This window comes from Wolbachia endosymbiont (group A) of Sympetrum striolatum, from assembly GCF_947250715.1.
Classification (GTDB): domain Bacteria; phylum Pseudomonadota; class Alphaproteobacteria; order Rickettsiales; family Anaplasmataceae; genus Wolbachia.
On the sequence record NZ_OX366342.1, the window covers coordinates 372,452 to 398,967 of the forward strand.

At 35.1% G+C, this 26,516-nt stretch carries 25 protein-coding genes, 2 tRNA genes and 1 pseudogene; 20 read left to right on the top strand and 8 right to left on the bottom strand.

The annotated features are described in order from the left end of the window. Window positions 1–268 precede the first annotated feature (268 nt). The 4 genes from OOK87_RS01845 to OOK87_RS01860 all read right to left on the bottom strand — a co-directional run bounded on the left by OOK87_RS01845 (window position 269) and on the right by OOK87_RS01860 (window position 2,119). Complete coding sequence (locus OOK87_RS01845) at window positions 269–427, bottom strand: hypothetical protein (RefSeq protein WP_264687896.1); 159 nt, start codon at window positions 425–427, stop codon at window positions 269–271. After that, entirely contained in the window at window positions 406–1,404 is a 999-nt protein-coding gene (locus tag OOK87_RS01850; RefSeq protein WP_264687897.1) for an ankyrin repeat domain-containing protein, read from the bottom strand. The genes OOK87_RS01845 and OOK87_RS01850 overlap by 22 nt, the downstream gene beginning before the upstream one ends. 117 nt (window positions 1,405–1,521) lie before the next feature. Further along, entirely contained in the window at window positions 1,522–1,722 is a 201-nt protein-coding gene (locus tag OOK87_RS01855) for a hypothetical protein (RefSeq protein WP_264687898.1), read from the bottom strand. A gap of 324 nt (window positions 1,723–2,046) precedes the next feature. Continuing rightward, a tRNA-Gly gene (locus OOK87_RS01860) sits at window positions 2,047–2,119 on the bottom strand. 180 nt (window positions 2,120–2,299) lie between these two features. On the opposite strand from OOK87_RS01860, the gene OOK87_RS01865 reads away from it, so the two are divergent. The 8 genes and pseudogenes from OOK87_RS01865 (at window position 2,300) to OOK87_RS01905 (ending at window position 7,140) form a co-directional block, all read left to right on the top strand. Beyond that, a complete protein-coding gene (locus OOK87_RS01865; protein WP_264687899.1) occupies window positions 2,300–2,920 on the top strand; it encodes a ribonuclease D in 621 nt (206 codons plus the stop codon). 125 nt (window positions 2,921–3,045) lie between these two features. Continuing rightward, window positions 3,046–3,369 carry a thioredoxin gene (gene trxA / locus OOK87_RS01870; RefSeq protein WP_253309585.1) on the top strand — a complete coding sequence of 108 codons (324 nt, stop codon included), beginning with the start codon at window positions 3,046–3,048 and terminating at the stop codon, window positions 3,367–3,369. Window positions 3,370–3,411: 42 nt separating this feature from the next. Next, a tRNA-Ile gene (locus tag OOK87_RS01875) sits at window positions 3,412–3,488 on the top strand. Between the two features lie 78 nt (window positions 3,489–3,566). Beyond that, the gene (locus OOK87_RS01880) at window positions 3,567–4,226 is read left to right on the top strand and encodes a CADD family putative folate metabolism protein (RefSeq protein ID WP_253309584.1); all 660 of its coding nucleotides are present in this window, start codon (window positions 3,567–3,569) and stop codon (window positions 4,224–4,226) included. Window positions 4,227–4,257: 31 nt separating this feature from the next. Then, window positions 4,258–4,653, top strand: a complete 396-nt coding sequence (locus OOK87_RS01885) for a dihydroneopterin aldolase (RefSeq protein WP_253309583.1) — start codon at window positions 4,258–4,260, stop codon at window positions 4,651–4,653. Then, window positions 4,653–5,934, top strand: a pseudogene (gene folP / locus OOK87_RS01895) (dihydropteroate synthase). Before OOK87_RS01885 ends, folP begins: the two are co-directional and overlap by 1 nt. Beyond that, entirely contained in the window at window positions 5,931–6,410 is a 480-nt protein-coding gene (locus OOK87_RS01900) for a dihydrofolate reductase (protein ID WP_264687902.1), read from the top strand. Before folP ends, OOK87_RS01900 begins: the two are co-directional and overlap by 4 nt. 1 nt (window position 6,411) lies before the next feature. Further along, a complete protein-coding gene (locus OOK87_RS01905) occupies window positions 6,412–7,140 on the top strand; it encodes a putative folate metabolism gamma-glutamate ligase (RefSeq protein WP_253309580.1) in 729 nt (242 codons plus the stop codon). A gap of 1,055 nt (window positions 7,141–8,195) precedes the next feature. Here OOK87_RS01905 and trmB read toward each other — a convergent pair. After that, entirely contained in the window at window positions 8,196–8,861 is a 666-nt protein-coding gene (trmB, locus tag OOK87_RS01910; protein ID WP_264687903.1) for a tRNA (guanosine(46)-N7)-methyltransferase TrmB, read from the bottom strand. A 147-nt stretch (window positions 8,862–9,008) separates the two neighbouring features. On the opposite strand from trmB, the gene OOK87_RS01915 reads away from it, so the two are divergent. The 3 genes from OOK87_RS01915 (at window position 9,009) to OOK87_RS01925 (ending at window position 11,368) form a co-directional block, all read left to right on the top strand. After that, a complete protein-coding gene (locus tag OOK87_RS01915) occupies window positions 9,009–10,661 on the top strand; it encodes a 30S ribosomal protein S1 (RefSeq protein WP_264687904.1) in 1,653 nt (550 codons plus the stop codon). A 29-nt stretch (window positions 10,662–10,690) separates the two neighbouring features. Beyond that, a complete protein-coding gene (locus OOK87_RS01920; protein WP_010963035.1) occupies window positions 10,691–10,969 on the top strand; it encodes an HU family DNA-binding protein in 279 nt (92 codons plus the stop codon). Between the two features lie 72 nt (window positions 10,970–11,041). Beyond that, the gene (locus OOK87_RS01925) at window positions 11,042–11,368 is read left to right on the top strand and encodes a cell division protein ZapA (protein ID WP_264687905.1); all 327 of its coding nucleotides are present in this window, start codon (window positions 11,042–11,044) and stop codon (window positions 11,366–11,368) included. Here the strand turns inward: OOK87_RS01925 and OOK87_RS01930 are convergent. Beyond that, window positions 11,343–11,621 (bottom strand): FAD assembly factor SdhE, encoded by a 279-nt coding sequence (locus tag OOK87_RS01930; RefSeq protein WP_182158663.1) that lies wholly within the window; start codon window positions 11,619–11,621, stop codon window positions 11,343–11,345. The two genes, OOK87_RS01925 and OOK87_RS01930, sit on opposite strands and share 26 nt — an antisense overlap. A gap of 100 nt (window positions 11,622–11,721) precedes the next feature. On the opposite strand from OOK87_RS01930, the gene rseP reads away from it, so the two are divergent. The 8 genes from rseP (at window position 11,722) to surE (ending at window position 24,238) form a co-directional block, all read left to right on the top strand. Then, entirely contained in the window at window positions 11,722–12,840 is a 1,119-nt protein-coding gene (rseP, locus tag OOK87_RS01935) for an RIP metalloprotease RseP (protein ID WP_253309598.1), read from the top strand. A gap of 7 nt (window positions 12,841–12,847) precedes the next feature. Beyond that, complete coding sequence (gene bamA / locus OOK87_RS01940) at window positions 12,848–15,184, top strand: outer membrane protein assembly factor BamA (protein ID WP_264687906.1); 2,337 nt, start codon at window positions 12,848–12,850, stop codon at window positions 15,182–15,184. Beyond that, window positions 15,185–15,736 (top strand): OmpH/Skp family outer membrane protein, encoded by a 552-nt coding sequence (locus tag OOK87_RS01945; RefSeq protein WP_253309600.1) that lies wholly within the window; start codon window positions 15,185–15,187, stop codon window positions 15,734–15,736. A gap of 4 nt (window positions 15,737–15,740) precedes the next feature. After that, window positions 15,741–16,181, top strand: coding sequence for a 3-hydroxyacyl-ACP dehydratase FabZ (gene fabZ / locus OOK87_RS01950; protein ID WP_253309601.1), 441 nt, complete (start codon window positions 15,741–15,743; stop codon window positions 16,179–16,181). Between the two features lie 29 nt (window positions 16,182–16,210). After that, window positions 16,211–19,054, top strand: a complete 2,844-nt coding sequence (locus OOK87_RS01955) for an FAD-dependent oxidoreductase (protein WP_264687907.1) — start codon at window positions 16,211–16,213, stop codon at window positions 19,052–19,054. Window positions 19,055–19,357: 303 nt separating this feature from the next. Next, window positions 19,358–20,917 (top strand): proton-conducting transporter transmembrane domain-containing protein, encoded by a 1,560-nt coding sequence (locus OOK87_RS01960; protein WP_264687908.1) that lies wholly within the window; start codon window positions 19,358–19,360, stop codon window positions 20,915–20,917. Next, complete coding sequence (ffh, locus tag OOK87_RS01965; protein WP_253309603.1) at window positions 20,902–22,245, top strand: signal recognition particle protein; 1,344 nt, start codon at window positions 20,902–20,904, stop codon at window positions 22,243–22,245. Before OOK87_RS01960 ends, ffh begins: the two co-directional genes overlap by 16 nt. A 1,240-nt stretch (window positions 22,246–23,485) precedes the next feature. Beyond that, the gene (gene surE, locus OOK87_RS01970) at window positions 23,486–24,238 is read left to right on the top strand and encodes a 5'/3'-nucleotidase SurE (protein WP_264687909.1); all 753 of its coding nucleotides are present in this window, start codon (window positions 23,486–23,488) and stop codon (window positions 24,236–24,238) included. A gap of 20 nt (window positions 24,239–24,258) precedes the next feature. Here surE and hisS read toward each other — a convergent pair whose 3' ends face one another. After that, a complete protein-coding gene (hisS, locus tag OOK87_RS01975; protein ID WP_264687910.1) occupies window positions 24,259–25,485 on the bottom strand; it encodes a histidine--tRNA ligase in 1,227 nt (408 codons plus the stop codon). Further along, the gene (locus tag OOK87_RS01980; protein ID WP_264687911.1) at window positions 25,482–26,054 is read right to left on the bottom strand and encodes a NifU family protein; all 573 of its coding nucleotides are present in this window, start codon (window positions 26,052–26,054) and stop codon (window positions 25,482–25,484) included. The genes hisS and OOK87_RS01980 overlap by 4 nt, the downstream gene beginning before the upstream one ends. A 169-nt stretch (window positions 26,055–26,223) precedes the next feature. Here OOK87_RS01980 and OOK87_RS01985 point away from each other — a divergent pair, with 169 nt between their 5' ends. Further along, window positions 26,224–26,475 carry a DnaJ domain-containing protein gene (locus OOK87_RS01985; RefSeq protein ID WP_264329184.1) on the top strand — a complete coding sequence of 84 codons (252 nt, stop codon included), beginning with the start codon at window positions 26,224–26,226 and terminating at the stop codon, window positions 26,473–26,475. Window positions 26,476–26,516 lie beyond the last annotated feature (41 nt).

A 26,516-nucleotide genomic window follows, 5' to 3' on the forward strand; every position in this document is an offset into this window, starting at 1 on the left:
TAGATCCCGCTAACACGTAGCGGAATGACAGCAATCCTACGTCATACCGCCGCGAACCGTCATACTGTCACGGTATCTCATCCGCTAACAAGCAGCGGGATGACAGCAATTCTACGTCATACCGCCGTGGTATCTCTTAGCCGCTAACACGTAGCGGGATGACGAATTACTTAACCGTCATACCGCGATTCATTCGCGGTATCCCAGCATAGATTCCGCTAACAAGTAGCGGAATGACGGTAAACCTAGATTACTTTAGCTATAATTATTAAGCTGCACCTGCTGGATTTGGTGATTGACTATTAAGAAACTCTGCCCTAGCTTCAGTAAACTCAGTTGAGGGTCTTGAAAAGAACATAATTTTTATTGCACAGCACGCACTACATAATGCAACAGCAGCCATACCTACTGCAAGAGTAGACACCAAACTTTACCTATGTACGCGTCTGCAACCCCAGAAATCAAGGCAATACTACCTGCTGTAGTTAATAGCGTAGCACACCCAATCCAGAATGCTTTCTCATAATTAATAGCACCAAACATTTCTCCAGCATCACTGCTAGCACCAGCAACACAGTCCACTGGTTTTTTGCCATCTTTATCCTTCAAACCTGGATCAGCCCCTTTTTTTAGAAGTAATTTCGCAATTTCAACGCTACCGCCGAAAAAATGTCCACTGCACAAATAGTGCAGTGGTGCCTTACCTTGATTATCTTGCATATTAAGATGAGCGCCTTTACCCAAAAGTAATTCCACAGCTTTATGACGAGCAATGCCACAACAACTATAAATAGCATAATGAAGTGGTGATTTACCTTCTTGATCTCTTTTATTAGGGTCAGCACCACGCTCCAGGAGTAATTCTATGATTTCATTATAACATTTATTACAGGCCTTGTGTAACGCAGTACAACCTTGTTTGTCCTGCGTGTCACAATTAGCACCATTTTCCAAGAATAGCTTTATAATTTCAATGTTCCCTCCTTCTTTTATAGCAAGTATCAGTGCTGGATAGGCATATATATTATCATTAATATAATCACCAAATTTTCCATCTTTACTGCTCTTGAACTTGGAAAAAAGTTTTTTCAGAAATGCTGTATTTCCCTCTGAGATAGCCTCATATAGATAAAACTTTAAATCTTCAGGAGAATTAATTTCATCTAAATTTTCATCAGTCAGTTTTGTAACTTCTTCCGTATCTTTTCCAGTGAGAAGGTCATATGCAGCACCTAATTCTTTAAATTTCTCCTCGTTGTATTTTTGCACATCCTCACTTGCACTTGAATGTTTATCAGGATGATATTCAAGAGCTAATTTTCTATATGCTTTTCTAATTTCGTATTCACTTGGATTATCACTTGGACTAAAGCCTAATATTTTTAAAGCTTCCTTTCTATTCACAATAAACCTCCTACTGGAATATCTTAAGCTAAGTATAACCCAAAATTTCAAAAAGCAAAGCTTTTTATGTTAAACTGCATCCACTGCGCAATCCCATAACTGTACAAACATTGTAATTTATCTCCATCTAGGAAAGGGTGTCATCCCAGCGGCCCCTATGATGTCATTCCAGTTCTCCTTTCTCGTCATCCCAGTGCCCAGACACTGGGATCTAGTTTTCCATAAATGGTGCATTTTAACATAACTTTTATACTTGATAAAATTCCTGGATTCCAGCATCAAGTGCTGGAATGACACCTCTCTTTGAGCTATAAACATTAAGAAATTTACCAAATGAAAAAAAAGGCAAAAGAAGCCCCGAGTAGCGAGTTTTGACTCTATATTACTGTAAGTGGCGCTGTAATAATGTGCTAACGCTTAAAATAAGCGCGATTTGGCTGAATGTAGAAAAAATAAAAAAGACATGCAGCCGCTATAATTTTATGTAATCCGCCAATAAATACCCTAAGTTTTTTACTGAATTTTGTCATTGAGCCTGCAGGTCAAAAACAAGTTTTAAGTCATAAATACCCTTATTGTCATAATAAGGGCGCTGGCGAAATATGTCAAGGGATTTTTGACGAAATGATTTTGAAAGTAAAGAGCGGGAGAAGGGGTTCGAACCCTCGACCTCAACCTTGGCAAGGTTGCGCTCTACCAACTGAGCTACTCCCGCAATTAAATTAACCTAAATTTACTTAATTATAGGCATATACAGCGATTTGTAAACCCCGTGTACACGAAAAATGTGAGAGCCCATAAATTTGCGTGGTTCCTTCTATGATCTTTTCGTATACTTAAGGCTCATTTTTGATTATCATAGGTTTTCAATTGTGCCAAAAAATGTATTAATTTTATGGGAATATTTTTATATAAAGACGACTTGCCAGCTAGTTCAATACCAGATGATATAAGTTCTATAGCTGTTGATACCGAGGCAATGGGGCTACTTCATAGCAGAGATAGATTATGCCTTGTGCAGCTCTCTTTTAATGATGGCAACGTTCACTTAGTTCAACTCAAGAACGATTACACAGCGCCAAATTTGAGAAAAATATTAGAGGATAAAAATATAACTAAAATATTTCACTTCGCGCGATTTGATGTAAGCATAATACGTTATTACCTGGAAATTTGGGCACTTCCGTGCTATTGCACAAAAATAGCTTCACGTTTAGTTCGCACTTACACAGATAATCATAGCTTAAAAGAATTGTGCTTAGAACTACTTGATACCAAATTAAATAAGCAGCAGCAATCTTCTGATTGGGGAAATGAAAATTTGACAGACAAACAAAAAAATTATGCTGCATCTGATGTTTTGTATCTCCATAAGATAAAGGAAAAGCTAGATTTAATGTTGGAACGTGAAAATAGAAAAGAATTGGCCCAAAAGTGCTTTGAATTTCTTCCTACTCGCATTGAGTTAGACTTAATGGGTTGGGAAAACGTGGATATCTTTAATCATCAGATATAACCATTTGTGAGAAGTTTTTTGTTTGTGCAAGACACTTTAGGGCAATTTTTCAGAAGAATTTAGTTGATTAACTGTTGATTGATGCGCTATATTTTACAAGCAATCGTTCTAAGTTTAGGTATTTTATGAGTGATGACATTATATCAGTAAATGATCAAAATTTCAAATCTGAAGTCACTGACTATAAAGGGTTTGTTCTGATAGACTTTTGGGCAGAATGGTGTGGGCCATGTAAAAGTCTAATGCCGCGTATTGAACAGTTGGCTAAAGACAGAAAAGGCAAGATTAAGATCTGCAAGTTCGACATAGATGAAGGGACTGAAGTGCCAAGTAAGTATGGAGTGCAATCTATACCCACTTTAATCATATTTCAAGATGGTAAGGAAATTGCACGCAAAATTGGTGCAACAAATGATTTGCTAAGTTGGGTTGATAGTGAAATAAGCTAATAGACAAATTTGCTTTTGTGTGTATTATAAATATTGATAAAAGGGATTGTAGCTCAGTCGGTTAGAGCAGTTCGCTCATAACGAATTGGTCGTAGGTTCGAGTCCTACCAATCCCACCATTGTGTTGATCTTAGCATGATCGTAACAATGAGAAAACTATAGTATATGAATTATATGTTGATATAATAGAGGAAATAATGGAATTTACTAAATCTTTGAATAATAAGTTAGATGAGTTGCACTTACTAAATCATCCATTCTACCAATCATGGAATACAGGAAGCTTAAGCTTGCAAGCTTTACAAACCTATGCTAAAGAATATTATCACCACGTTGCTGCGTTTCCTCGTTATATCAGTGGTATACATTTTTTGTGCCCAGATCTAAAAATGCGACAGGTTTTGCTTGGTAATTTGATAGAAGAAGAACAAGGTGATGAAAATCACCCAGAGTTATGGAAACGTTTTGCTGAAGGGCTTGGTGTAACACGGTCTGATCTCCATAAGGATGCACAGATTAAAGAGACACAGGAGTTAGTTGATGGTTACTTTGATATTGTACGATCAGACTTTGCTTCCGGTTTGGGTGCACTTTATGCTTATGAACGTCAAACTCCAGAGGTTTCTAAGTCTAAAATTGAAGGTTTAAAAAAACACTATTCAATAAGTGATGAGCGTTCTCTTCAATTTTTTACGGTTCATATGCATGCTGATGAATGGCATTCTGAGGAATGTGCAAATCTTATTGCAGACTTAAGCGAAGAAGAGCAAGAGAAAGCCATGCAAGGCGCTAAAAAAGGAGCAAAACTCTTGTGGGGTTTTCTTGACGGGATGATGAACGCTAGTGTGTGTCATTAATTGTAAGTAGATTAAACTCAGTGATATTAAAATGCAATGTAATCTTCTTATATCTGACCTGCGGCTTTGGGTTCATTTAGGATGTAGTGCAGAAGAGAAGTTTCATTCTCAATTAGTTAGTGTTAATATTGATTTTACCTTTAAATCCCCCCCTTTAGGACTTACAACTGACCGGCTTGAGGATACTATATGCTACTTGGAGGTAGTTCAGAGTATTCAATCTCTCGTTCAAAGCAAGCAATTCAATTTAATCGAGCACTTAACCCATGATATATACAGAGCCATTAATAATCTTTTGGTGCAAAAAAAACATATTATTTCTTCCATAAGAGTGACTACTCACAAAGTTGCACCACCCGTTCCCGGTGTGCATGGAGGTGTTCTCTTTACTTATTGTAATACATTACAAGAACAGGAAGATAACTAATGATCTATATTTCTATTGGCTCAAATATAGGAAATCGCTTTTCCCATTTACAAAGGGCTGCTCAGTTACTAAAGGAACGCTATTTTAAAGATTTAAAGTCTTTGATCATTCTAGAAACTAAGGCCATTTTACCAAACGGTGCTCCACCTGAGTGGGATAAGCCATTTCTCAACATGATTGTCTATGGAAGTTGTTCTTCTTCTCCCGAAGAGCTATTAAAAGGTCTAAAACAAATTGAGTGTGATATTGGCCGTTCGCAGGTCTATGAAAAGTGGGCACCTCGCGTTATTGATTTGGATATTTTGTTATGGGATGATCTAACGCTCGATACACCCTACCTTAGAATTCCTCACCCAGAATTGATAAACAGACCATTTTTGCTTTACTTGATGGCAATGCTGAGCCCCATGGCAGTAGTTAACAAAACGTTTGGTACCTGTTAACCCTAACATTAAGGATTTCTTTTTAAGGAGTTTTACGCTTTCACCAGAGCTTGTAGGTATTGTCAATATTACTCCTGATTCATTTTCAGATGGTGGTCTTTATTATGATTCAGATCAAGCAACCAAGCAGGCACTGCGGCTGTTATCAGATGGTGCAAGCATAGTTGAACTTGGTGCTCAATCAACAAGACCTGGATCTTTAATGCAGATCCCAGAGGAAGAGTATGCACGTCTAAAGCCAGTACTTGATAATCTTAGCGATTATATGAAAGCTGGCGATATTAAAGTCAGCATTGATAGTTTCTGGCCAGATGTTATTTTGAACGTTTTGGAGCACTACAACATTGCCTGGGTAAACGATCAGAAGGGAGATCTAGATGATAATACCTTAAAAGCAATTGCTAGCAGTGGATGTGGCATCGTTATTATGCACTCACTTTCCATACCACCACATAGAGACAACATTATCCCAAGTGACATTGATCCAATTGATAACATAAATAATTGGGCAGAAAGGAACATTAATAGATTACTAGCTCTAGGTTTTGATCAAAGCTCGATCATTATTGATCCTGGTATTGGTTTTGGCAAATCTATGTACCAGAATATCCAGATTTTACGCAGTATAGAAACGTTACAAAATTTTGGCTGCAAAGTTCTGGTTGGCCATTCTAGAAAGTCATTTATTTCTTCTTTTTCTACAGAACCTGTCTTTAACCGAGATTTAGAAACAATTGCTTTATCATCTGCATTGCACAACAAGGTTGATTTCCTTCGAGTGCATAATGTGCGTGATCACATGCGATTTTTTGCAGCTCAAGCTGCTTTACAGGGATGATAGTTATCGGAATTATGGCTGTTGATCCCAAGGGGGTAATTGGAATAAATAATGGATTGCCCTGGCATTATCCAAGTGAGTTAGATCATTTTCGTCAGGTGACTGACAAACAAGTTATTGTTATGGGAAGAAAAACATTTGAAATAGTACCCCAAAACATATTGAAGGATCGTATCCCTGTTGTTTTTTCTCGTAACAAGTTAAGTTCTTGTTTTAATAGAGGTATAAAGTGCACTATTATTTCTTCTATGCAAGAGTTTTTGTCAATCCAAAGTAGTTCTAAAGTCTTTATGATTGGTGGAGCACAAATAGCGCACCTTTTTTTGGAGTATGATCTAATCTCAGAGTTTATCATAACAGAAATTCACAGACTTTATAAAGGTGATGTATATTTCAACTTAACACTTCTTGATGGATGGTATAAAACCGCTCTTGCTCAAACAAAAGATTATACTATATGCAGGCTAACACGTTAATATGCATGTTGAAGCAATTTACACCCATCGTATTGAATGCGGCGAGTTATTAGAAGCAGTTCTTGATCGCTATGTTTCAAATTTGTTAAAAGAGGAAGTTGTTCTTGCTATCACATCAAAAATCATTTCCATTTGTCAAAAACAAGTGGTTTGCAAAACTGCTTGTTCTAAAGAAGAGCTAATCAAAAGGGAAGCTGATGCAGTTGTTGATGTGGCTCACAGTATCTGTTTAACGATTAAAGATAATATCTTAATTCCATCTGCTGGTATTGATGAATCAAATGGTAATGAGGTATATATTCTATATCCAAAAGATGTTCAGAAAACAGCTCTGTCAATATGGAATTATCTCAAGACAAAACACTGCATAAAACATCTTGGTATTTTGATTACAGATAGTAATGTAACACCTATGCGTCGTGGGATTACGGGCGTTGCTCTTGGTTGGTGTGGATTTGAACCACTTTATTCCTATATAGGCAAGCCAGATCTTTATAATCAATCACTGCAAGTAACACAAGTCAATCTTCTTGATGCACTGGCAACATCTGCTGTTTTAGTTATGGGAGAAGGGGCAGAGCAAACACCAATGGCAATAATTAGTGGTGCACCAAAGGTTCACTTTCTTACTCGTCCGCCAACTACAAAAGAAGAAAAAAGTGTTAAGATATCTATGAAAAAAGATCTTTACTCTCCTCTCCTCATGGGAGCCCGCTGGTTAAAGAGTTAAAGAGAAACTTAAAAATCTGCTATTAGACTTCTTGCATAACCATATAACGAACTTTTATTGGGAATAGAAACGAAAAAACTTACTTGACACCCTTCGCCAGCCCCCTTATTATGATAGTGAAGGTATTCAGTTATCTTCATCTGTGCAGATTAAACAGCAAGAAAACAACGTAGTTGGCGTCTTATTTTTAATTTTTTGCACTATGTGCACCTTATGTCTTCACAACATTTCTGGGTTTTTACCTATATAAGCTGAAACGCGCTTATAAGTCGTTTAAGACAGTATAGTACGCCAATTTGCAGGATTAGAGAGTGACAACTAGCTAACACGGGGTTTCTTTTGCCTTTTTTTCTGCTTAGTAAATTTCTTAAACATTTAAACAAAGGTGAGTTGCATTTAAAAGCAGCTAAATTGCAGTGTTTAAGACTTAAAAAACGCCAATACTGAAAGTAGACAATGACTAGGGCTTCTTTTGCCTTTTTTTTGTTTGGTAAATTTCTTAATATTTATAGTTAAACGACAACCGTCATACCGCTACGTGTTAGCGGGATCTATGCTAAGAGATACCGTGACGGTATGACGGTTCGCGGCGGCATAACGATAAGCTCGTCATCCCGCTGCTTATTAGCGGCTAAGAGATACCACGGCGGTATAGTAACTCGTCATCCCGCTGCTTGTTAGCGGCTAAGAGATACCGTGACGGTATGACGGTTCGCGGCGGCATGACGAGAAAGGGGCTACTCGGATGACAACAAAGGGCTACTTGGATGACACCCTCTTGGATGGAAGCCAGTGTCAGCTACTTTCATGACACCATTCTTTTTTCTGGATTCAAGTAGTCAGGGCACTGCCGTCTTGGATGGAAAGGCTGGATCCAAGTAGTCATACCAATGTCTCCTATTTGACTGGTCAACAATGAGAATTGGTATTAGTTTGGGTTATGCAAGAAGTCTATTCCTTCATAAGGAGAAGTAGTTAAAGGAATTTACTCTATTTCTCCCTCTTTTTTTATTATTTTTAATCTATAGTTAACGTAAAAGAGATATGCAAAAACTCTATTGATCCATAGTCTGCAAATTATTAATAACACTTACTTTAAAGAACCTTACTTTAAGCTGATCTTTGAGCGCTCTTTTGTGGTATTTTGTAAGAGTATAACTTGTGAAATCGTCTTCCCTATAGATTAAAGAGTTACACTGCTTTATATGTGATGCTATCCACTCTGTATAGTCCTGATGATCGGTTGCAATGAATATTTCCCCTGTTATAAGTATTTTTTTTGCTAATAAATTTAAAAATTCCGTATTAATTAATCGTCTTTTATTGTGACTTCTTTTTGGCCATGGATCTGGAAAGAGAATAAAGAATCTTTCAACACTGTTGTCAGGAAAATTTGCAATCAATTCTCTTGCATCTTCTGTCCATATTAAAATGTTTTTTATGTTTTGTATTTCTATGTTTGTTAGCAAGCGAGAAACCCCCTTTAAGTAGGGCTCACATCCTATAAATAATAGATCAGGTTCATTGAGCACCTGGTAAAGCATATTTTCACCGTTGCCAAAGCCTATTTCTACCCATATTCTTTTTCGTGAATTTACAATCTTCTCTATAGATTCCTTGCTGTTTTGAATAGAATATTTTTCCAATATTTCATCAACATCCGGTTTTAACCTGGACCTTCTGGAGAACGATCTAATCCACTTGCTATTCTTAAATAGCATATTCTTGATACATATATAATTTTCTCACTATATTTTATATAGCTTAAACAATTCTCGAAATGAATTAACGAAAAATTACTTGTCAATAATTATTAATATTATATAATATATGAGTTCTAATAAAGTTTAAATTAAAGGTCACATTGCATGAATAATAATGATCCAGTTGTAAATCTACCGGTTACTATCAGAAAGCTATCATCAAACAAGTTTATAGAAGAGATATGTCAAGGCCAATTTGAGGATCAAGATAATGCCTTGTTTGAAGATTCTTTTGTTAACAAAATTAAAGAAGGAGATGTGGTAGAAGGTGTAATTACAAGAATAAACCCTAATGACGTTGTGGTTGATATTGGTTTAAAGTCTGACGGGAGAATTCTGATCAAGGAACTCGGTTGTAATGATGAGATCATTATTGGCTCGAAAATTAGAGTTTATGTGGAAAGAATTGAAGATTATCATGGTAATGTTGTTCTTAGCCGTGAAAAAGCAATTAGAGACGAGAAATGGAATAAGTTGGAAGAAGATACAGTTACAAGAGCTGAAGTAAGCGGAGTTATTAAACGCTCAATTAAATGTGGTTTTATTGTTGATCTTGGTGACGGAATAAGCGCTTTTTTACCGCTGAGTCATGTGGATTTGAAGCAAGTAAAAGACGCGAAGCACCTTATTGAAACTGAACAAAAGTTCATCGTGCTTAAAATGGATAAGAAGCAAGGTAATATTGTAGTATCAAGAAAGCTGGTGTTAGAAAAATTGCACGCTGGTGAAAAAATTAAATTTTTAGAATCTTTAAATGAAGGCGATATAATAGAAGGAAAAATAAAAAGCATCACTCATTACGGTGTATTTGTCGGTATTCATGAATCAGATGTAGTGGGAGTTATAGATGGATTGCTACATATTACAGATATCTCTTGGAGTAGAGTGAGTCATCCATCTGCAGTTTTTGCTTGTGGCCAGACTATAAAAGTTAAAATTATAAAAATAGATAAGGAAAATGCTAAAATTTCCTTGGGTGTGAAGCAGCTAGAAGATAGCCCTTGGCAAGATGCAGAGTCAAAATATCCAGTTGATAGTGTGCATAAGGGTTATGTAACAAGCATAGAAGATTATGGATTGTTTGTTGAGCTTAGACCTGGAATTGAAGGTTTAGTGCACTCGTCAGAAATAACTTGGGTTAAGAGTAATTTACCAGTTAGTAGTCTTGTAACAAGGGGACAAGAAGTATATGTAAAAATTCTCAGTATTGACATTGCTAAGAGTAGGATGAGTTTAAGCATGAAAAGGTGTGTAGACAACCCTTGGCAAGTATTTATCAAGAAATATCCTCCTGGTTCTATTGTTTCTGGTGAAGTGAAGAATAATACCGGCTCATATGTATCTGTTGCTTTCAATGATTCTGAAATAGATGAGAACGTAGAAGGGACAATATATGTGAAAGATTTAAGTTGGTCTAAAAATAGCTCAGATGAGATAAAGAAGTATAATGTAGGTGATAAAATAGAAGCAAAAGTAATAAGGGCTAACGTGAATCGGGCAAGAATTTATCTTGGAATAAAACAAATAGAGTATGATCCTCTTGAAGAACTGATAAAGAAAGTTAAGGTAGGCGATAAAATACAGGTTATTGTAGGTAAGAGAGAAGATAATGGACTGGTCGTTGAAGTTGAGAACGATGTAACCCTTCTAATAGATCAAGAGCATTTACCGGAAAATAAAAAGTTCTCTATATCAGAAAAAATAGAAGTTGAAGTATTGGGTGTTGAAGAATATAACATAGTATTATCTGCTAAGTGATAAGGTTTACTTATTTTGGCTTCATATAAATGGCAACAAAGTCTGATATAATAGCGAGGGTAGCAAAAAGACATCCTTTTTTAGATAAGATTGTTATAGCAGCTATAGTTGATAGATTTTTTGGGATACTTTCAAGCACATTGAAGCATCATAATAGAGTTGAAATTAGGGGGTTTGGTTCTTTTTCAGTTAGAAGTTATAACTTGAAAGAAACAAGCCATTTAATGTTACAGAAGTTTACAAAGAATCAATACTTTAAAACATATTTTCGTAGCAGTAAAAAATTATCTGATTTGATAAATGAATAAAAATTTATACCATAAATAAGATGAAAGTAGGGGTTTGAGTTTATACTGTACGATAGAAATTTTTAGCACCATATGCAAGTAGTAGAAATAGTTATACGTAATAACACATACAAAATATCTTGCGAAAGTGGGAAAAAGAGCCATTTATTACGTCTTGCTAATAGTTTTGACAAGCTAGTTGGTTCTGTATCTCAAAAAACTGGAGGTAAGGGTTCGGATGCATTAAATTTCTTACTTGCAGCGCTAATTCTTGAGGATAAAATTTTAGAATTAACAAAGCGGTTGGATGAAGCAAATCAAGAGCGCGAAAATTATAGAAACGAGAAAAGAATAGAATATATTGAGGTACTAGATAAGGTAAATAAGATTATCACTAATCTTGAGTGCATAAAGGATTAGCTTCAATAAAGCAAGCAATTAAATTGACTATCTGACTATTTAAGCCAGGAGGGAGGTTTGTCTTACGAGTTATGTAACAATATAATTCGTAATCATCAAGATCAACTATTTTTTCGTATTCGATTAGTTCGCTCAAGGAAAATTTATCAAGATATTTCAATGCGAAATGCCCTAAAAGTATATCGGTTTCTTTGCAACCCCTATGCCAGCTTCTATACATCAATTTTCTTCTGAGTAGTGAGGTATCTGTCATTACAATTAAACTTTTTTTTAATTTAAAAGTTAAACTAAATACTTGTCAAGCGAGGCGCGTTTTAATATACTTAACATTTGTTTAAGATCTAAATATACAGGTGGAATTAATTTCTAATCTTATTCATCAATTTAGCGATGGAATATATTGTTTTTTGTCATTTGCCTTAATCATTTCTGTTATAGTGTTTGTGCATGAATATGGGCATTATGTTGTTGCCAAAGCATGCAAAGTTAAAGTTGAATCTTTTTCTATAGGTTTTGGTCCTGAAATTTTTGGTTTTAACGATAAGTCTGGAACTAGATGGAAACTAAGCGCTGTTCCATTGGGTGGTTATGTTAAAATGTTAGGGGATACTAATGCAGCGAGTGTCCCAGCTGATCAAAAAGAATTAACTGAAGAAGAAAAGTTGTATTCATTTCATACAAAACCGCGGTATAAAAAAGCAGCAGTGGTTTTTGCAGGACCTTTTGCAAATATGATACTTGCTGTTATAGCTTTTACAATATTTTTTAGCACGGCAGGTTATTACCGCACTCCACCGGTGATTAGGGATGTAATTGAAGGAAGTGCAGCCAAACAAGCTGGCCTATTACCAGGTGACACTATTACACAAATCAATGAACATAAAATAAAATACTTTGAAGATATTTCACGTGTGATAATGTCGCACCCCAAGACGAGAATGGAAATTAAATATAGCAGAAATAATGAGGAGCGTAGAACTAGCCTGACTCCATTGACAATTGAGAGTAGAGATGTTTTTGGCAACATAATAGAAAGAGAAACTATAGGGATTATTTCAGTCAATACATTAAAGCAGTCATCTTTTCTTGGGGCTGTGAGCTTATCAGTAAGTGAAACTTACCACACTATGTGCTTAACGATCAAAGCTATCTTTCAAATTATCGTTGGTAAGAGAAGTGCAAGTGAAATAGGTGGGCCAATAAAAATTGCAAAATATTCAGGGCAATCAGCCAAAAAAGGATTTATTATGGTTGTGTATCTCATGGCAATTATTTCAGCTAATTTAGCTGCGATTAACTTGCTACCAATTCCGCTACTGGATGGTGGGCATTTATTTCGTTATATTATAGAAGCAGTTATACGTAGAGATTTAAGTTTGAAATATCAAAAATATGAGGCTACCTTTGGTGCTTTCATTTTGTTCTTGCTGATGGCAATTGCAATTTCGAATGATATTAGGAGTCTTTTTTAAAATAAATATGAAAAAGCTATTTTACATACTAATAGTAATTTTTATCTCCTTTCCCGCTCTACTTGTTGCTTTAGAAAATAAGGAAAAAGTACAGATAAAAGATATCAAATGCATTGGCAATGAGCGAGTAAGCAATCAAACAATAGGGTTTTATATAAAGTTAGAACCTGGTAGCTATGTAGACGACGATGATATAGATTCGATTATAAAAGGTTTATATAAAACAAAGTTGTTTGCTAGTGTTAACGCTTACATCGATGATAAAAAAAATTTAGTAGTAAAAATTCAAGAAAATCCACTAATTAACAAGATAGTATTAAAGGGTAATAAATTATTTAACAGCAAAGAGCTGCTAAATAATGTAATTCAATCAAAATCGCTAACTATTTTCACTGAAACAAAATTGCAAAACGATTTAATGAATTTAATCACTACTTATAGAAATAACGGTAAGGTTGGTGTTAACGTTGCATATGAGCTGAATAAGCTTGATAGTAATAGGGTCAATCTAATTTTTAAAATAAAAGAAGGTAAAACCTCTAAAATTAAGGATATAAGATTTATAGGTAACAAAAACTTTTCTGAAAACGAGCTAGAGCAAGCTATTAAAGTGCATAGTAATGACATATTTAGTAAGTTATTTAGAGCCATGTTTAAGGGCGGAACTCGTTATTCACCACAATATTTATTGATTAACACAGAATTGCTCGATCGTTTTTATTCGTCTAAGGGATATATTCAAAATAATATTCAACCGATTGTTGAGATTGATAATAACAATCAGATAGAATTGACTTTTTTGATTGACGAAGGACAGCAATATTTGTTTGGAAATAATGAGGTTAATATTGAAACTGAAATTCAGGATTTAAGCCTAAAAGAAGAAATATTGGACTTTATAACAGAGGAAAACGATAAGATATTTAATAGAGTTAAAATTAATAATACAGTAGAAAAAATAAACAAGTATTTAAATGAGAAAGGATATATATTTGCAAAAGTTAATCCAGAGTATGCACAACGTGACAATGTTGTAGATGTGACCTACAGAGTGCTGCCGGGTAAAAAGATTTATATAAATCAAATTACAATTGATGGTAACGATCGCACTTTAGATAAAGTGATCAGAAGTAAGCTAAGTGTAGCAGAAGGTGATGCATACAATATATCTGAGATTCAAAAATCACGTAAAAAACTAATTAGTAGTGATTTTTTTGAAACAGTGAAAGTAAATAGTTACGCAGTTAATGACAATGCAGTAAATCTTGACTTAAATGTTAAAGAAAAAAGAACTGCTTCATTATCTTTAGCAGGAGGTATGTCCTTTACTGGTGGAGCATTTGTAAAAACTGATTTCACAGATCGTAATTTATTTGGTAGTGGTAAAGAGCTCTCTTTTGCTCTTGAGAAAAATCAATATTCACTTTCTACTAATGTAGAGGTTGTTGAAAATAATTTTAACGATTCTGATACATCACTAGGTGTGGGCGTATTTTATGAAAAACAAGATAAACCACACACTAGCTTCGACAGTTGTGACATGGGATTTTCAACAAAATTATCATACAAAGTTATAGAAAACTTAACTAATTCCATTCGCTACTCTTACAAGTATAACCGTATACATATGGATAATAAGGATGGAAAAGACAATGACATCTCTGATATAATAAAGGGGCAAGAAGGTGAACATCAGATTTCATCAGTAGGATACACATTAGCGTATAATAAACTGGATAACCTCTATACTCCAAAAGAAGGGTATTTACTGCGCTTAAGTCAGGATATTTCAGGATTGGGAGGGAATGTAAACTTCCTAAAATCTGAGTTCTTGTCTTTTTACACGCATCCTATATTAAGTAAAATTGACGATAGCATAATACTACGCTTTAAGATGGCAGCAGGTCATATTTTTTCTTATACCGATGAAGATCTAAACATTGGCCAGCACTTTTTTAAAGGGGGTAATGAGATTAGAGGGTTTGACCTTTCCGGCATTGGACCAAGAGCAGAAGACAAAAATAAAAGCTCATTGGGAGGCAAAACTTATTTTAATTTAACACAGCAAGTAGATTTTCCACTACCAAAACTATATGACTATGCTGGTATCAAAGGCTCATTATTTGTTGACTATGCAACACTTTTTGGCTTAGATGATAAAAATGAGAAATATAAAGATCCATATAATGATAGTAAGCTTATAAGAGTGTCACCAGGTTTTGGCTTTTCAATGCCTTCTCCTTTTGGTAGACTTAGATTAGATTTTGGGTTTCCTTTAGTAAAGGAATCTTATGATATAATACCATCACCAAATGTTAAATTTTCTATTGAAGCGGGGATTTGAATGAAATATATACAGTTATTTATATCAGTTATTGCCTTAATTATTTCCTTATTTGTGGGGTATAAGTTTGCAGGATATCAACCTCAGAACACAAAGGCTGCCATTATTGATAGTGATAAAGTTATCAATGAATCTCTTGCTCTGCGAAACATACAACAACAAATAAAGGAGCAGAATTCTAGATTACAACAAGAATTTGAAAGTGAGTTAGAAAAACTTAAGCCATCAAAAGAAGAATTTGAACTTTTGTCAGAAGAAGCAAAAAAGGAAAAGACAGAACAGTTTAATAAGCATACTGTAAATGCTAGAGATGCTTACGCTGAAAAAATGTTGTATTTAGAAGAAAGTTATAGAGATGCAGTAGAGAGTGTTTTTAACAAGATAAAAGAAGTTGCTAAAAAAACGGCAGAAAAAAACAACATAGATTTAGTACTATTTATTTCAAAAAAGAAACAAGTTTTATACTCTATGGATGAAGTTGATTTATCGGATATGGTATTAAACAATATAAACAAGGAAATACCTGAATTTGCTTTAAAAGGCATTGAGTAGGCTTATGCAATTTAATATCAGTGATATTATAAAAATACTACCACATTCTTATCCGTTTCTCTTAGTAGATAGGGTTATAGAGTGTGATCCTGGTAAAAGTATAAAAGCAATCAAAAATGTGACTTTTAATGAGCCATTTTTTATTGGTCATTTCCCTGGTCATCCAATAATGCCAGGAGTCTTGATAATTGAATCGCTAGCTCAAGCATCTGCTATATGTGTTCTTGGTAAAGAAAGTCAAGGTACAATAGAAAACAAAGCTATTTACTTTATGTCTATTGAAAATGCAAAATTCAGAAAGCCAGTCACTCCAGGGGACACACTGATTCTGCAAGCTAATGTTAAAAACGCACGTTTAAGTGCATGTAAATTTGAGTGTATTGCGTGTGTTGGTGAAGAAAAGGTTGCAGAAGCAACGATTTTAGCTATGCTACAAAATACGTAATATACAAAAGACAGTGTGCATACTGTATAATGCAGCTTAATATCTCATTTTCAAATTTATATACTCGCAGTGGATTAATAAAATTGGATGAGACATTTTTGAATTATATTAAATCATGTGATGAAAGCTTGTTTTGTTCATTAATTGAAGCAAGGAAAAATCAGATTGGTGGTAGCCAGTTAATAATAGACCTCTCATATTTATTTGACGAGTTTATTGCAAAACTTTTCAACATTGAAAAAGAAATAGAAGAGCTAAAGAAAAAACACAATGACTTTGCTGTGATATATAAATGCAAAAGGTTATTTGTCCAACGCTACGCATTGAAGAAATACATTAATGTGGCGAATATAGATATTACTAACAAACTAAGTCATTTTCTCACTTTGCCAACAACAGAAAAAAATTTTGCCGAGCAGGTGATGCATTGGTTTGAAGATAAAGAAAATCACAAAGAAGAAATAGAACTTGCGGCACAATATGCAGTGTGGAGAGTAAAAAATAAACGGAGTATACTCTTTAGTATCCATAGGAAAATTGACCATGAAAATCTCATACCATTTTCTAAAAAAGAAGTAGACAAAGTTGAAGTGCTGTATTCAAATGAAGTAAAAAGACGATATGGTTTTGATCTAACAAGCAAAAAGGTGAGTTTGAACAAAGCATTAGATAACGCTCACTACTGCATATTCTGTCATAAGCAAAATAAGGACAGCTGCTCAAAGGGGCTAATTAATAACGACAATACTTTTAAACAGTCCCCACTAAAAGTTGAGCTGCATGGCTGTCCACTAGAACAGAAAATATCAGAAATGAATCTGGTGAAAAGCGAAGGTTACAGCATAGCAAGCCTTGCAATTGTGATGATAGATAACCCATTATGTGCGGCTACTGGGCACAGAATATGCAATGACTGCATGAACTCGTGCATATATCAGAAACAAGAACCCGTGAATGTGCCAATGATTGAAACAAGGATTTTGGATGATGTGCTTAGTTTACCGTACGGATTTGAAATATATTCTCTGCTCAGCCGTTGGAATCCTTTAAATTTTCAGCGTTCATTGCCAAGAGAAAACACCGGAAAAAACGTTCTAGTTGTAGGCCTTGGTCCTGCTGGTTTTAATTTAGCTCATCATTTGTTGAATGATGGGCATAACGTTATCGCCATTGATGGACTAAAGATTGAACCTTTAATCGATAATTTCCAGCTAATTAAAGATTTTGAACACGAAAAATTGAGTGAACGCACGGCAGGTGGGTTTGGTGGAGTGGCAGAATATGGCATTACTTCTAGGTGGGATAAAAATTACTTAAAAATTATCAGGTTATTACTAGAAAGACGTGAAAATTTTGCAATTTATGGCGGCATTCGTTTTGGTGGCACAATTACCGTGAAAGATAGCTTCAATCTAGGTTTTGATCACATCGCCTTGGCGCTTGGCTCAGGTAAGCCTCGAATGATAAAAATAAAGAATATGCTAGCTCGTGGAGTGCGTATGGCATCTGACTTTCTTATGTCGTTACAACTGACTGGCGCTCTTAAATTTGATTCTATAGCAAATCTGCAAGTTCGTATGCCGATAGTTGTAATAGGGGCTGGGCTTACTGCAATTGACACTGCTACTGAAGCTTTAGCGTATTATCCAATTCAAGTAGAAAAATTTCTTCTTCGTTACGAGGTATTGGTTGGTAAATATGGAAAAGACTATGTTGAAAAAGATTGGACAGAGGAAGAGCGCGAAATTGCGAATGAGTTTATATCGCACGCACAATTGATCCGAGAAAAGCAAAAGTTAGCAAAAAAAGAGAGTAGAGAAATAAAAATATTAGAGTTAATGCAGAGTTTGGGGGGAGTGAAAGTTGTATATAGAAAAGAGCTAAAAGATTCGCCAAGTTATCGATTAAATAGCGAAGAGGTGCAAAATGCACTGTCAGAAGGGATTTACTTTATTGAAAACTTAGAGCCAGTTGAAGTTGTGACAGATAAATATAATCATGCTGAATCAATAAAACTAATAGACACAAAATCCGGCGAAATCAAATGCATGAAAGCACGTTCTATTTTTATAGCAGCAGGTACTGAGCCAAATACAGTTATTGCAACAGAAGATAAAAAGCATTTTAAATTAAGCAATGGGTATTTTACTCATTTGAATTCATCAGGAAAAGAAATAGATCCAATATTTTCTCCTAAGATGCAGAATAAAGACAGAATATTAGTATATAAGCAAGGCAATAAAACAATTAGCTTTTTTGGTGATCTTCATCCTTCGTATAGCGGCAGCGTCGTGAAAGCTATGGCAAGTGCTAAGAACGGCTACCCTATTATTTCCCAGCTTTTGAATAGAGTTAATAGCTTCGTTTCTGTCACTCCAGCTAGAATCTCGGAGTCATATGCACAATTGTATGAATGTTGTAATGTAAGAGTAACTTTCACCAAAAAAGATGTCATCCAAGTAGCTGACACTGAGATCCAGAAAAAAAATGCGTGGTCAAGCGTTGAAGATCTGGCTAGCAAAGAATTTTTCAATAAAATCAAAGAGCAATTCACTGCAAAGGTTATAAAAGTTCAATATTTAACAGACAAAGTTGTGGAAATAGTGATCAAAGCACCACTTGCGGCAAAGAATTTTAAACCTGGACAATTCTTTAGGTTGCAAAATTTTGAAACCAATAGCAGAAAAGCCAATAATACAAACCTTGCTATGGAAGGTATAGCCGTAACCGGCACTGAAGTAGACAAAAAAAAAGGAATTATTTCCACTATTGTGCTTGAAACTGGCGGTTCCACTAATTTATGTAAATGTTTTAAAGAAGGTGAACAAGTAATTCTTATGGGTCCAACTGGAAGCCCAACTGAGGTTTACTAAGTCTGGATATTAAAGTGATGCCAAATTTTATTTCAAAAAGTAAATAATTTACTAACGCTCGTGCACAAATTAAAAATAAATTATGCACGAGTGTAGCATTGTGAATTAAGAATGCTATATTAAAGCTTACCTCACTATTAAAGCTATCGGTCAGATTAGATTAAAAACCTAATCTGACCGGTTTCTCTATAACCCTCTAAACTCTGATATAATTATATGATAATTAGTTTAATTAGTGGTTAATATGCAAATTGATTTTATTCATATATTGAGATAGCATAAACCATATTGGTTTAAATTATTGTGCAACTTTGTAAATCGTCACTGTTACTCCTACTGACTATATTAATAGTTATAGTCCTAAAATTACCTGAAAATTTGAGCATTGCAGTAAATTGGTCTCTCCCAATTCTAGATTTTGATTTATCTTTTCGTATCATACTAATATCTTTTTTATCAGTTGCATTTTTAGCTGTTCTACCAGCACAAAATTTGACTTTTTCAGAGATGCTATCTTTTGCTGCTTACACTATTAGTTCACTTTATGCAGTTTTATCTGAACATATGATATTGTTTATAATATTCTGTGAATTAATGACCGTCAGTGCATTTTTTACTATCGCAGCTGGCTGTAGAGATAGTGGACCTGCAATAAGGTACGCTTGTGTACACTTTTTCGTTGGAGTTATATTAACAGCAGGATTGGCACTGCAAAGTACTAACCTGATAATTTTAGGTTTATTGATAAACTGCGCTTGTTTCCCTTTTTCGTTTTGGGTTGTTGATGCATATCCTGCTGCATCGCTACATGGCACTACATATCTCTCTTTATTTACCACTAAAGTCTCTTTTTTAGTGATGCTTTTACACACTTATAACCTATGGCAAGATTGTACTGAAATATTAGCGCTTGTAGGCGCCATCACTGCAATTTACAGCATTATATTTGCTTCTCTTGAGCAAAATATTCGTAGATTTTTATGCTATAATATTGTAGGACAAATGGGCTTGCTGATTATTGCAGGAGGTTTACTCAGCCCTTCGGAAAAGGCAATACCAATTTTGATACTGCATATAATCTTCTCTCTTGTTTATCAATCATTATTGTTTGTGGTCAGCAATTCGATTATTTCACGAACAAAAACAATTAGTTTTAATGGAGTAGGTAAACTGATGTCAGTGGAAGGCATGTGTGCTATAATCGCAATACTTACAATGGCTGCATTTCCTGGAACCGCTGGATTTATCAGTAAATCATATATCACAGCTGAAATTGAAATGAACACTGTTGCCTTAAAAGGGTATAAAAATTTATATAAGGTTCTAAATTTGCTGCTTCATTTAAGCGTGGGGCTAAAGTTTCTTTATTACTTATTTATTGCAAAAAGTAAGTCAAAACCTTTAGCAGAGAGGGGGAGCAAAATGACTATGATCATTTTAGCATTTATATGCGTAATCACTGGCAATCCTTACTTACCTATTTACAATAAATCTTCGATTTTCGATTTTGTGTACAACACAAAAAATATTTTGTCGCAATTTAATTTGTTATTATGTACCACTTTATTGTTTATTCCTTTACGCAAGTTATTTTACCCGAGAATAAATTTTAAAATGGATGTTGATTGGACTTTTAGAGCTTTCATACCCTATATTGTCTTGCTGTTCAATCAGTTAGTCTCTAAAACTAGAGAAATATTTGCCAGCGTAGTGCAAAACTTGACTAATTCACTTACTAGTTTATACTTTAATAATATTACTAAACTTAAAGAAGTGCTGGGTTATAACTCAGTGAGTTTTGTTTCAGCTTCTTCTCTCTTTTTAATGAGTATTCTACTAACGCTATTATGTTTAAATCGTTAACTGAAAGTTTAAATTCTGTATTTAGTAAACTAAGAGGAAAGTCGATCATTTCTGAAGATGATTTTAATCTTGCCATGCGTGAAATACGCATAGCCTTAATTGAAGCTGACGTTTCACTTGAAGTTGCAAAAAAATTCATCAACGACATTAAAGATAAAGTGATTGGGGAAAAAGTCATAAAAAGTGTTTCTCCAGCACAAATGATAATTAAAATTGTGCAGGATAATTTAGTTGCAGTTCTCGGATCAGAGAAAAGTGACTTAAATCTAGCAGTTAAACCCCCTGCTGTGATTATGATGGTGGGCTTACAAGGTGCAGGTAAAACAACTACCTCAGGAAAGCTTGCTTTAAAGCTAAAAAAGCAAAAGAAAAAAGTGATGCTTGCCTCTTTAGACATTTATAGGCCGGCTGCCCAAAAACAACTTGAGGTGCTGGGTAAACAGATAGACGTACAAACTTTACCTACAGTAATAAATGAGGGGCCTATTGCAATTACAAAAAGGGCACTGGCAGCAGCAAAGAACGATAATTATGATGTATTAATACTAGACACCGCAGGCAGGCTTCATATTGACAATAATATGATGAATGAGTTGAAAGCCGTAAAGGAAATAGCTTCACCTGCAGAAGTTATTTTAGTAGCCGACGCAATGATAGGCCAGGATGCGGTCAACATTGCCAAATCATTCAATGAGGTAATAGGTGTAACCGGCATTATTCTCACCCGCGTTGATGGTGATGCACGTGGTGGTGCTGCTCTTTCTATGAAAATGATCACCGATTGTCCAATTAAATTTATTGCTTGTGGTGAAAAATTAAGTGACCTCGATGATTTTTATCCCGATAGAATTGCAAAAAGGATACTTAGCATGGGTGATGTTGTCTCATTGGTTGAAAAAGCTGCTGAGATTGTTGGTCAGGAAGAAATTGATAAGTTACAAAAGAAAGTAAAAAAGGGTAAATTCGACCTAAACGACCTAGTGGGAATGTTAAAAACTCTGAGTAAAATGGATGGCATTAGCAACATAATGAAATTCATCCCTAGTTCATTCACAAAAAAGCTAAGTAGCAGTGTGCCAGATGACAATAAAGTGAAAAAATATATAGCCATCATAAACTCAATGACCGAAAAAGAAAGGCAAAATCCAGATATTTTAAATGGCAAAAGAAGACTTAGAATTTCTAAGGGGTCCGGAACAAGTGTAACTGAAGTTAATCTTCTGATTAAGCAGTATAATCAAATGAGCTCTGTGGTAAATAAGTTCAGTAAAGTTGACCATAGTAAACTCAAAGAATCTGATTTGATGGATATGCTAAGCAGAAAGTAAGTCAGCAGGTAGTGGAATGAGACGATTGTCAGTAAACCTTTAGCTATATCAAAAGCGGCTTAGGTCTCGCAAAAAAATTTACAGCTTCTTGCTAGCCAAGAAATTTATTATTAATTTTAAGAAATACTATAGCTGATCCAAGCAACATGTCATACCGCGATTCATTCGCGGTATCTCAGCCGCTAACAAGAGATCCCGCTAACAAGCAGCGGGATGACGAATTACTATCTACACCGTCATACCGCCGCGGTATCTCTAGATCCCGCTAACACGTGGCGGGATGACGAAGTTATCGTCATGCCACCGCGAACCGTCATATCGCCGCAGACCGTCATACCGCGATTCATTCGCGGTATCTCTTAGCATAGATCCCGCTAACACGTGGCGGGATGACGAAGTTATCGTCATGCCACCGCGAACCGTCATATCGCCGCAGACCGTCATACTGCGATTCATTCGCGGTATCTCTTAACATAGATCCCGCTAACACGTGGCGGGATGACGAAGTTATCGTCATGCCACCGCGAACCGTCATATCGCCGCAGACCGTCATACTGCGATTCATTCGCGGTATCTCTTAGCATAGATCCCGCTAACACGTAGCGGGATGACGGTTGTCGTTTAGCCATAAATATTTAAGAAATTTACCAAACAAAAAAAAAGGCAAAAGAAGCCCTAGTCATTGTCTATTTTCAGTATTGGCGTTTTTTTATGTTTTAAACGTTTAATAACCGCGACTCAGCTGCTTTTTAATGCAACTAACCTTTAGTCATAAATGTTTAAGAAATTTACTAAGCAGAAAAAAAGGCAAAAGAAACCCCGTGGTAATTAGTGTTCACTCTCTAATCCTGCAAATTGGCGTACTATACTGTCTTAAACGACTTATAAGCGCGTTTCAGCTTATATAGGTAAAAACCTAGAAATATTGTGAAGACATAAGGTGCACATAGTGCAAAAAATTAAAAATAAGACGCCAACTACGTTGTTTTCTTGCTGTTTAATCTGCACAGATGAAGATAACTGAATACCTTCAGTACCATGATAAGGGGGCTGGCGGAGTTTGTCAAGTAGGTTTTTTCGTTTCTATTGTAATGACAGTTATAGCCTGTGCAAGAAATCTATTGATTTACAGCAGGTTCTTTGTTACAGTTCATAGTTATGCAAAGAAACTTAAAGCCTCATGAGTTTATTTACAGCCAGTGATTTACATAATTTGGAACTGTATAGCTGAGTATTGTATATGATAATATTGATAACAAACGATGATGGCTTTGGAAGTGAAGGAATAAAATTACTCAAAGAGATTGCACGGAATTTTGCGTCAGAAATATGGATAGTGGCACCAGATACTGATAGAAGCGGGGCTGCAAGATCTCTTGATTATCCAGTGAAACAATCTATTGGAATAAACCAACATAGTGAAAGGGAATTTAGTGTGTCTGGTACTCCTGCAGATTGTGTCATTATTGCGCTAAATAAAGTTATGAATAAAAAACCAGACTTAATATTGTCCGGAGTAAATATTGGATCAAATGTCGGGGACGATATTTGTTATTCAGGAACAATTGGTGCTGTAATGGAAGGTGCTGCAAGGTCTATACCTTCTATTGCGCTGAGCCAAGTTTATCATGATAAAATAGACTGGCACAATACAAAGGTTTTTGCACCAAAGGTTATTGCCAAGCTAGTTAAGGTTGGTTGGCCTAAAAACATAGTGATGAGTGTAAATTTTCCTGCTACGGAAAAAGTAAAAGGAGTAGAATTTGCTGAACAAGGTGAATATAACATTGATGGGGATTTAACTTTTACTGAAAATTCGAATGGCTTTTTTAGCTTAAATTGGTCTCGAGAGCACTCAGGCAGTGGTAGTGTAAATAAAATAAAAGAAGGATTTATTACTATCACACCAGTAAAATTAGATTTTACAGATTATGATACATTGAATGCTATGAAAAATTCTTGTACAGACGAATTTTCTTCTATAGCTGACTAAGAAAAACATTTGCATTGCTCTTAATTGATGTTTTCTATTGTGTTATCGCGAGCAATTATTTTTTCTTCACCTGTATCCATGTTTTTGATCTTTAAAGTTTTACTACTCAATTCTTCATCGCCAAAGATTAAAGCAGCTTTAGCATTTGCTTGATTTGCTTTTTTCATTCGGTTTTTAAGTGCTCCGCTATATTCGTAGACTACATATAAACCATTTCTGCGCAATTCATTCGCAAGTGTTAGAGCATGTTCATCAGCCTCTCTGCCGATCGGAATTAGGTAAATAGTTCGCTCTTCTTTCGGAGAATAATTGATTAACTCCATTATGCGTTCAATACCTCCTGCAAATCCTATCGCTGGAGTGTGTTTTCCACCTACTGAAGATACTAAATTATCGTATCTTCCACCGGCAAAAACTGCCCCTTGTGCACCTAAATCTTCTGTGACAAATTCAAATACTGTGTGACAATAATAGTCTAGACCTCGAACTAATTTGCTATTTACAGTGTAAGGTATGCCAAGAGCTTGCAGTCCATTTAACACCTGGTCAAAGAAATATGAAGATTCTTTTGTATAGTGATCACTGATTTTAGGCGCATCAGAAATTATTAATCTATCTTTCTCATCCTTAGAATCCAGTATTCTGAGTGGATTTTTGATCAACCTATTTTTGCTATCTTCTGATAGATCGTTTTGATACTTTGTAAAGTATAAGATCAAAGCTTCTCTATACTTAGTTATTGTTTCACTATCACCTAAAGAGTTGATTTCCAGCTTTACATTTTTATTGATGCTAAATTCAGTTAGTAAGTGCTGAGCGAGTGATATCAATTCAACATCGGCTTTTGAATCTTCTACACCAAAAACCTCAAAATTTATCTGATGAAATTGCCTCTGTCTTCCCTTTTGCGGTCTTTCGTAACGAAATGCAGGCCCTGTTGAAAATAATTTTATCGGCGTTTGCAGTTTTTTTTCAATTAATAGCCTAACAACCGCTGCAGTGAACTCAGGACGTAAAGTTATGCTCTTTCCCCCTTTATCATTAAAGGTGTACATCTCTTTAGTGATGATGTCTGAGCTATCACCTAAAGTCTTTGTGAAAACTTCCGTATATTCAAATATCGGAGTTTGAGCAGGCAAAAAGCCATATAGACTTGAGATTCTGCTTGTTGTTTGCTCTATGTGTTTAAACTTGTACCATTCATCAAACAGGAGATCTTTTGTTCCTCTAACCGTTTGATTAGTCATAGTGTGGTCTCTATACCTGCAACCTCTTGTATGTGGTAGCTCAGCATATTCTGCACTCCTTGCTTTAAAGTAATTGCAGCACTTGGGCATCCAGAGCAAGCTCCTTGTAACTCAACATAGACTATCCCGTCTTTATAGCCACGAAATTTGATATCGCCACCATCTTGAGCAACTGCAGGTTTGATATAACTTTCCATCAATTCTTTTATTCTATTTACAATTTCTATATCATTTTTATCAAAAAATTCTTCATCCGGTATATTATTATCATTTACTCCTTCTTTATCTAGTGCTCTTCCACCTGAAGTAAAGTGATCCATGATTGTAGTTAAAATTTCTACTTTTAATGTATCCCAATTAATTCCACCCAATTTTGTTACTGAAATAAAATCATGACCAAAAAACACTCTTACCACATGTTCTATTTGAAAAAGATTTGCTGCTAGCTTGGAGTTTTTTATTTCATCTGCATTTGAAAAATCAGCCGTTTCTCCTTCGTTTAGAATTGCAAATCCAGGGAGAAATTTCAGTGTGTTTGGATTTGGTGTTTCTTCAATCTGGATGAACATGTTATTTACCATGACAATTATAATTGTTACTATTTAATCATAAAATGATAAAAAAATATACATGTCATTCATCTTTTTTCTTTTTTTAGTATTCATAGTAGTTACATTTGTTTTGCCTAGCGTTGTTGTATTTTTTCTTTTCCTGACAAAAAAAAATAACATAAGTTTCATGATGAACTCTATATTGAGTAAGTTTTTGAACGAATTTAATAGCAGTAGAAGTTATACTGAAAATTACACTGGTGATAACATGTCCAAAGATGAGGCATTAAAGATACTGGGGCTGAATCCTGAGGCAAGTCAAAATGAAATTAATAAAGCATATCAAAATTTAATGAAATTAGTTCATCCAGATAAAGGAGGCTCAGAGTATTTTGCACAGAAATTAAATGCGGCACGTGATAGGTTGCTGAAGAGGTAGTAATTAATATCGCTTTAAACTTTTTATTTGTGTGTAAAGGA